This is a genomic window from Armatimonas sp. (genome assembly GCF_043760365.1).
GTDB lineage: Bacteria > Armatimonadota > Armatimonadia > Armatimonadales > Armatimonadaceae > Armatimonas.
In genome coordinates, this window is sequence record NZ_JAYUPA010000013.1 from 1 (window position 1) to 6967 (window position 6967).

Consider the following 6967-nt stretch of genomic DNA (forward strand, 5'->3'; position numbering starts at 1 on the left):
AAGCTCTGCCGCACTTGGTTGGATGCAGAGCTTGCTGCCGTTGCGCCACGCGCTATCGTACTCTTTGGCGGGCTCGCCATCAAGACATTTCTCTCCAAATCGCCACTTGAGGAGCTAATCGGGCAGGTGTTTACAAAAGACGATGGTCGGATTTACTTGCCGCTGCCGCACTCATCCGGGGCCAGCACCTGGCTCAATTCGGCGTATAATCAGATGCTGCTGGCCCAGGCGCTTGTGCAGCTCAGAAAGCTAAAACATGCGACGTGATCTCTGGCGTGAGCGTGCGAGCGCGACAACGGGCTACTGCCTCCGAAATTTTTGGGAGGAGAGAGCTAAGAAATTTCACCCCGCCATACCAGCCGATCCCAAAGCGCTCCCCTGGGAGTTTATGTGGGGCAATGGAGTGGCTTTCTCAATGCTCGTCGGGTCGGACGATAAAGCAAAAATCGCCGCGTTCTTCGAGGGCCTTCAGGGCTACTGGGACACCCGCGCCCTGATTCCTGGCTACGATGCTTATCTCTCCTCGCCCGGTAACTCGGACAAGTACTACGACGACAATGCCTGGATGGTGCTCACTTTTGTCGAGGCCTACGAGAAGACCGGCGAGCGCAAGTATCTTCTGCGCGCCGTGGAGGCGCTGCGTTTTGTGCTCTCAGGTTGGGACGAAAAACTCGGTGGCGGCATCTACTGGCGCGAGGATCGCAAGAGTAAGAACACTTGTTCAAATGGCCCCAGCGCCATGGCAGCGCTTGCGGTTGCCCGGCACCTGAACCCCACGTACTATGTCGGTTGGGCTAAACGAATTGTAGCCTGGACAAACGCTAGTTTACAAGACACCGATGGACTTTTCCTCGATAACTGTAGCTTAGAGGGTAAGAAAGAGCATACAAAGTGGACGTATAATGCTGCGCTCATGCTTCGGGCAAACCTCAGTTTGTGGAAAGCCACCGACGAGAAGCACTATCTGACGGAAGCAAACCGAGTTGCACAGGCGAGTGAAAAAGTGTTTGTAGAGCCGAGCACGCAAGCCTTCCGCGACGAAGCCAATTTTTCGCATTTGCTGGTCGAGGCGTTTTTGGAGCTGCACCACGAGACCAACGCACCGTATCTCCGCGCCCGCGCCGAAGCCTGCGGCAACTTCGCCTGGACACACTTGAGAGACTCCGATGGAGGCCACCGGACAAAATGGCGGATTGAGAAAGATCGTCAGCAAACCCGAAAAACGCTCATGGATAATGCGTCTGTGGCACGACTCTACTGGTTGCTAGCCCAATGAACGCCAGCAGCGGCACGGTGACGTGTTTATCCCGGCGGCGCAAAAGCACGATATGCCGCTCCGGGAGCGGGACTCCGGTTAGGGTAAGGGCGACCAAGCGTCCCGCTGCCACTTCGGAAGCCACTGCAACACGGGGAAGTAAGGAAATACCGAGCCCGGCCTCAACCATGCGCTTGATCGCCTCGACGGAGTCCAGCTCCATCGTGACGCTTGCCGCCACGCCCGCATCGGCGAGGACGTGTTCGGCGTAGGTGCGCAGGTTGGTTCCCTCCGTCATGGCGAGAAGTGGCTCGCCCGCAAGCTCGGCGACGGTGGCACTGGCCCGTGCGGCAAGCGCGTGTCCTGGGGGAACTGTCAGCACGGTCTCGTAGACACCTAGTGATTCAGACTGCAATGCGCCTTCCGACTCCACCGGCTCCCCCTCGGTCGTCACTAGCCCCACATCAACCACCCCGCTCAGCACCAGCTCCCGAACACGCGCAGAGAGCCCCGTGCGCAGAGAGAGTTCTATGCCGGGGTACTCTTGTCGAAAGCGCGTCAGCAGTGCGGGCAGGACGTAGGTTGCCAACGTACTTGCCGCCCCGATAGCAATACGCCCTGCTCGTCCTGCCGCCAGCTCGGCAAGCGCTTCCTGGGACTCCTCTGTGAGGCGCAAAATATGCGCGGCATAGCCTAAGAGTGTCTCGCCCGCACTCGTGAGCTGAATGCGTTTTCCCAGCCGGTCAAAGAGCAGCACACCCAGCTCACTCTCCAGAGCCGCAATCTGCCGCGTGACGGCGGGCTGCGTGAGGTGTAGCTCTTCCGCCGCCCGAGTAAAGCTCGCCCGCCGTGCCACGGTCGCAAATGCTTCGAGTTGCCGTAGTTCCATACGTGAATCACATCCATTCCATAAAATCAATTCATTGGAAGCATAACATATGTGCAGGTACAATACAATCATCATATTTGTTCCCCTGCCCGGGTAGCCCCGGGTGGTGGGGTAAGGGGTTAGTTGTCCATGTTTGATGTGATTCGTGAGTTCACGTACGCCGGTGGGAAATCCGGTAAGTACTGCTCGTTGCCCGAGCTAGAGAAAATAGGGATTGGCCCCGTGTCTAAGCTGCCCGTCTCAATCCGAATTGTCCTAGAGTCCGTGCTACGCAACTGCGATGGCGTGCGCGTCGCCGAAGCCGATGTCAAGACGCTGGCGAACTGGGCGGCCAATGAGGAGCGTACGGCGGAGATTCCCTTTGTTGTGGCCCGCGTGGTGCTTCAGGACTTCACCGGCGTGCCGCTTCTGGTCGATCTGGCCGCAATGCGAGATGCCGCCGCCAAGCTAGGCAAGAACCCGAAGATTATCGAACCGCTAGTGCCAGTTGACTTAGTGGTGGATCACTCCATTCAAGTGGATGTGAGTGAGAGAGGCGATGCACTCCAGAAAAACATGGAGATTGAGTTTGCCCGCAACGAGCAGCGCTACCAGTTCCTGAAGTGGGGCATGCAGGCCTTTGATACGTTCTCCGTGGTGCCACCTGGAATCGGAATCGTGCACCAAGTGAACTTAGAATATCTAGCCAAAGGGGTTTTAGTAGACGGCGAGGGCGTCTTCTACCCGGACACTCTGGTTGGCACCGACTCGCACACGACCATGATCAATGGCCTCGGCATTGTGGGCTGGGGAGTCGGCGGGATCGAGGCGGAGGCGGGCATGCTGGGCCAGCCGGTCTACTTCCTGACCCCCGATGTGGTCGGTGTCACTTTGACAGGTTCTCTGACACCCGGCGTGACGGCGACCGACCTCGTTCTCACGCTCACCGAGCTGCTGCGTGCCGCGAAAGTCGTTGGCAAGTTTGTGGAGTTCCACGGTGAGGGAGCGGCATCGCTGACCCTGACCGACCGGGCGACGATTGCGAACATGGCCCCGGAGTACGGCGCGACCATGGGCTTCTTCCCCGTGGACGAGGAGTCCTGCCGCTATCTCACCAACACGGGCCGCACCACAGAGCAGGTGGATGCGTTCCGTCAGTACTTCAAGGCGCAGGGTCTTTTTGGAATGCCCGCCGCCGGGGAGCTTGCTTACTCTGAGCTTCTCACGCTGGATCTCTCTACCGTCGTTCCCAGTGTTGCTGGGCCGAAGCGTCCCCAGGACCGTATCGCCCTCACAGATGTCAAGGAGAAGTTCGAGGACTTGCTCGCGGAGCAGCCCAAGCGCTTCGCAATTCTCCCGATGGCCGGTTCCCCCGTCTCCGACCGTAAACTCGAAACCGAATCTCTGTCCAACGGCGATGTCGTAATCGCCGCGATCACGAGCTGCACCAATACTTCCAATCCGAGCGTGATGTTAGCGGCTGGGCTAGTAGCCAAGAAAGCCGTTGAGCATGGCCTCACCATCCGCGAGACCGTCAAAACCTCACTAGGGCCAGGTTCGCGCGTCGTGACCGATTACTTGACCAAGACGGGGCTTCAGGGCTATTTAGACACGCTGGGCTTCCAGACGGTCGGGTATGGCTGCACTACTTGTATCGGCAACTCCGGCCCGCTGGATGCCGCGATTGAGAAAACGGTCGTGGACAACAACCTCACTGTGGCCGCCGTGCTCTCGGGCAACCGCAACTTCGAGGCGCGTGTGCACCAGAACGTGAAAGCCAACTTCCTGATGTCCCCGCCGCTGGTCGTGGCCTACGCGCTGGCCGGTTCCGTGAGCATTGATCTCACCACGGCCCCGCTTGGCACGGGCAGCGATGGCAGCCCAGTCTATCTCAAGGACATCTGGCCCACGCCGCAAGAAGTGGCCGCGCTGATCGGGAGCGCCGAGGACCCCGCCGTCTTCCAAAAACTCTACGCAGGCTTTGCCGAGCAGAACCCACTCTGGCAGGAGATTAGCTCCAGCACCGGCGACCTCTATGCCTGGGACGACAACTCGACCTACATCCAGCACCCCCCGTACTTTGAGAACTTCGGCCCGGATGCCGGTGTCGCCGCCGATGTGCTGGGCGCACGCCCCCTCGCCATTCTCGGCGACTCGGTGACGACGGATCATATCTCCCCCGCTGGCGCCATTAAAGCCAGCTCGCCTGCTGGGCGCTACCTGGTGGAGCATGGGGTAGACGCCACGGACTTCAATAGCTACGGCTCGCGCCGTGGCAATGACCGAGTGATGGTGCGCGGCACGTTCGCCAATGTCCGCATCAAGAACCTGATGGTGCCCGGCGTCGAAGGCGGCGTCACTAAAATCAACGGCGCAGGCGAGCCCGTGGCGATCTACGATGCGGCGATGGAGTACAAGGCCGCGGGTATTCCCCTCGTCATTCTCGCGGGCCAGGAGTACGGCACCGGCTCCAGCCGCGACTGGGCGGCCAAGGGCACGGCGCTCCAGGGTGTCAAGGCCGTGATCGCGCAGAGCTTCGAGCGCATCCACCGCAGCAACCTGGTCGGAATGGGCGTCCTCCCCTGCCAGTTCCCCGACGGCGTCAGCGCCGCCACGCTGGGCCTTGATGGCACGGAGACCTTCGACCTGACGGGCGTCGCGGGCGGCATCACGCCGCGCATGGGCCTGACGCTGACCATCACCAAGGCCGATGGCTCGATGACAATCCAGCCGGTGGTTCTGCGGATTGATACGCCCATCGAGGTGGAATACTACCTCCACGGCGGGATTCTGCCCTACGTGCTACGCCAGCTCGTCGCACGGGCGTAATCGCAATATCAACGAAAAGAGATGATCCGGGGGAGTTTTCCTCCGGATCGTTTCCGTTTTGGTCTTCCCCGCACGGCTGCGGATTTGTGGCCATTGCCTGGCATCCAACGATGTCCGGGTTTTCGCAGTAGGTCTTGCAGAGTGCATCCTACCTCTGCCAGCTCAACACGGGCAGGTGCCACTTCTTTATCTCCTGGCCAAGGTGAAGTAGGCTCGTTTGTGGACAAGCACAAAAAGTATACAACACATCGAACCCACCCGGCTACTCGCACGGCTCGTATCCACCCTCCCTGCGGCAGGGAGGGTGCCGAGGGACGAGGCGGGTGGGTTGAATTTCATAGCGACCACCGAGTCCGGTCTAGGAAGGGAAACTACAGCATCTGAGGGCATGGCTACAGAAAGTTTTCTTGTGGCTTCAGAACTTTTCGGAACATCTATAGAATCTATAGGCGTATTCTAAAGTGGTGAAGGCACAGGCAAAAGCTCTGAAGCCACACCAACAGGAGGTTTAGTAATGGCACTAGGTTCTGTAGGGACATATTTATCCACGATGGACGTTTTCTCGGCGCACTGGGTCAGCGCGGAATCCAAGCTAGGAAAGCCCATAGTGTTGCGTAGCGGATTGACCCGCGCGGGACTCTCGACGCTTCGGGGGGAGCTGGAGGCGGGCATTGTTGCCGTCACCGATGCGTTTGCGGACTACACCGTGGAGATTGGCAAGAAGGACGTGGCGCGGGCGGGGCTGGTGCCGCTGGTGGCGACCTTTAACCGGGCCGTGCGGGGGGCGCTCGCCGGGACGGGCTATGAGCACAACCTTCCCGATGCGGTCAGCCCCCTGGTCGGGCAAGCGGACTTGCTCAAAGTACTGAGTGATGTCGCGGCGCGCTGGGGGCAGATTGACACGGCGAGCATTGCGAGCTTCACCGGGCCACTGACACTCCCCGGCGGGCTGACACTGGGGCAGTTTATGGTGAAAGTTGCGGGGCTGGCGACGACCTATCTGGTACTGGAGAATGCGGGGGTGGCGCTCACGGTGGCGCGCAAAGAGCGCGATGCTCAGATGAAGCTGGTGAAGACGGCGCTGACGAGCTACCGAAAACGCATTGCGGGCCTCTTCCTCCCCGACGACGCGATTGTGCTGAGTCTGCCGCAAGTCAACCCCGACCCTGGCTCGACGCCGCCTGCGGTGAGTGCCAGCGGCGTGTGGGACGCGGCGCAAGAGACGGCGCGGCTGACGATTCTGCCGCTTACCGATCCCAAGGTCCATGTCGCCCACTACGAGGTGCGCCACTGCCCCGGCACAACCTACAAGACCATCACCGAGGAGACCATCGGGCGCTTCCTTGATGCCGCAACGACCTTCGAGACCACCGTCGGCCTCACCACCAGCGGCACCAGTGCCCTCTTCCGCGTCTACACCGTCACCGAGACGGGCAATGAGAAAGGCAGCGCCACCGTCAAGATCACCCGCTAACCCTCGTGGGGAAGTTAAGCGATATAATTTCCCCATGACCATCACGCTCGACAAACCCACACAGCGGCGTCTTGAAGCTCTTGCGAAGAAGCAGGGCCGACCGACGGAGGAAGTCGCCGCTTCGCTCATGGCGACGGTGCTGTTCAAAGAGCCCGCTATAGATCGCGAGAGTGAACTGCTCCGGCTAATCTCCGAGGGACTCCCCGAGAACTTCTGGAGCCGTAAGGTGGATCTGGATGCAAAGGCCGAAGAAGTGACTCTTACGCCCGACGAGTACAACGAACGCTTTGCGCTTCTTACGCAGATGGAGCGCTGGCAGGTGACACGCTTGGAAGCAGTGGTGGAGCTGGCGCAGCTACGCGAGGAAACGCCACATATTGTCATGCAGAAACTGGGCATCCTTCCAATCTGATGCGCCTCACGACGGAAGAACACGCCGAGGTGCGTCGGCGGGCAAACCGACTTTGTGAGTACTGCGGCTGGCCTGACTGGTTCTCGCCCGGTCCGTTCGCGATTGACCATATCTATCCCGCAAGCCGGG

Annotated in this window: 6 protein-coding genes; 5 read left to right on the top strand and 1 reads right to left on the bottom strand. The window is 60.0% G+C overall.

Annotated elements, in window-relative coordinates:
* Together ACH2EH_RS00345 and ACH2EH_RS00350 are read left to right on the top strand one after the other, a co-directional pair.
* On the top strand, nt 1-267 hold a 267-nt coding region (locus ACH2EH_RS00345; protein ID WP_395137695.1), incomplete at its 5' end, for a uracil-DNA glycosylase family protein.
* Nucleotides 257-1276: a glycoside hydrolase family 76 protein gene (locus tag ACH2EH_RS00350; protein ID WP_395137697.1), complete on the top strand. Its 1020-nt coding sequence runs from the start codon at nt 257-259 to the stop codon at nt 1274-1276. The genes ACH2EH_RS00345 and ACH2EH_RS00350, both read left to right, overlap by 11 nt.
* Here ACH2EH_RS00350 and ACH2EH_RS00355 read toward each other — a convergent pair.
* Nucleotides 1227-2144 carry a LysR substrate-binding domain-containing protein gene (locus ACH2EH_RS00355; protein WP_395137699.1) on the bottom strand — a complete coding sequence of 306 codons (918 nt, stop codon included), beginning with the start codon at nt 2142-2144 and terminating at the stop codon, nt 1227-1229. The two genes, ACH2EH_RS00350 and ACH2EH_RS00355, sit on opposite strands and share 50 nt — an antisense overlap.
* Nucleotides 2145-2273: 129 nt before the next feature.
* On the opposite strand from ACH2EH_RS00355, the gene acnA reads away from it, so the two are divergent.
* The 3 genes from acnA (at nt 2274) to ACH2EH_RS00370 (ending at nt 6838) form a co-directional block, all read left to right on the top strand.
* Nucleotides 2274-4952 carry an aconitate hydratase AcnA gene (gene acnA / locus ACH2EH_RS00360; RefSeq protein ID WP_395137701.1) on the top strand — a complete coding sequence of 893 codons (2679 nt, stop codon included), beginning with the start codon at nt 2274-2276 and terminating at the stop codon, nt 4950-4952.
* Nucleotides 4953-5502: 550 nt separating this feature from the next.
* Nucleotides 5503-6426, top strand: a complete 924-nt coding sequence (locus tag ACH2EH_RS00365) for a hypothetical protein (RefSeq protein WP_395137703.1) — start codon at nt 5503-5505, stop codon at nt 6424-6426.
* Between the two features lie 34 nt (nt 6427-6460).
* Nucleotides 6461-6838 carry a hypothetical protein gene (locus ACH2EH_RS00370; protein ID WP_309689276.1) on the top strand — a complete coding sequence of 126 codons (378 nt, stop codon included), beginning with the start codon at nt 6461-6463 and terminating at the stop codon, nt 6836-6838.
* Nucleotides 6839-6967: the final 129 nt, after the last annotated feature.